General features: G+C 74.2%; 2 pseudogenes. One reads left to right on the forward strand and one right to left on the reverse strand.

Going from position 1 to position 1,069, the window contains the following annotated elements:
* Positions 1-662, reverse strand: a pseudogene (locus tag DQW85_RS22350) (hypothetical protein); the annotation flags it as partial.
* 172 nt (positions 663-834) lie between these two features.
* On the opposite strand from DQW85_RS22350, the pseudogene DQW85_RS22355 reads away from it, so the two are divergent.
* Positions 835-1,069 (forward strand): annotated as a pseudogene (locus tag DQW85_RS22355) (hypothetical protein); the annotation flags it as partial.

Here is a 1,069-nt window from a genome sequence, read left to right on the forward strand (position 1 = left end):
ACGGCGACGCGGGGCAGGGCTCCGGGCTCGGCGGCGAACCGGCACACGCCGGCGGCGCGGGCCAGCTCGCGATACTGCCCGTCGTTGATCGGCGCGTACGGCACGTGCAGCCCGAGGATGCCCTGGCGGCGGTCCTCGTCGATGGGCTGCCCCTTGAGCGTGGAGTAGGCCAGGATCCGCTGGTGCGGGTCCTCGATGGCGGTGGCCCCTCCCACCGCGCCCGCGATCGCGTTGGCCAGCGCGAACAGGTCTCCGGAGTCGGGCCCGGCGGCGGCCGGCTCGCTGCGCGCGACGGCGGACAGGGCGGAGGAGATGAGCGCGTCGAGCTGCTGCCAGGTGAAGTCGTCATCGGCGGACAGCAGCGCGATCCCCGCGGCCTCGGCGGCCGACGCGATCTCGGTGACCGGCTCGCCGTAGCGCTTGACGACGATCCCGGCCAGCCCGGCGGCGACGGCCCGCCGTACGAGCTCGTCCGGCTGCGCGCCCGCCGGCGGCACCCCGACGGCGAGCAGGAGCGCGCCGTCGAAACGGGGCAGCCGCGCCCGCGGCTCGTGGACCAGCGTGCCGGACACCGGCACATCCACCCCGTGGGGGGCGGCGATCAGGTGGAGCGGGCTCGGGCCGAGCGTTTCGAGGAGCTGCCTGAGGCTCGACGACGCCATCTGGCCATGCTATCGACTTGGCCGATCCCATAATCAAGCCCGGCGGTCTTTGGCTGGTCGGCTAAAGCGGCAGCTGACGTCTGGTTTCCAGACTGATGGGGTGTTCAATTCATCCTCATTGTCCGACTGCGGGGGTCCCGCGATCACGACGGACTCGGCGACGTGTCACGCGGTGGCCGCCGCCGGAGCCGCCGGCGTGTGGATCGAACCGATCGAAGATCCGCGGCGGCTGCGCGCCGTGGCCGACATGTTCGCGGAGGTGTGGTCGGCGCCCGCGGGGCAGAGCCCGTTCACGGCGGACGTTCTCAGGGCGATCGCCCACTCGGGCGGCGCCGTGCACGCGGCCCATGACGGGGCCGGGCTGGCGGGGGCGTCGGCGGCCGTCTTCGGGCCGCCGGCCGGGGGCG

It is taken from the genome of Nonomuraea lactucae, from assembly GCF_003313395.1.
Lineage (GTDB): Bacteria > Actinomycetota > Actinomycetes > Streptosporangiales > Streptosporangiaceae > Nonomuraea > Nonomuraea lactucae.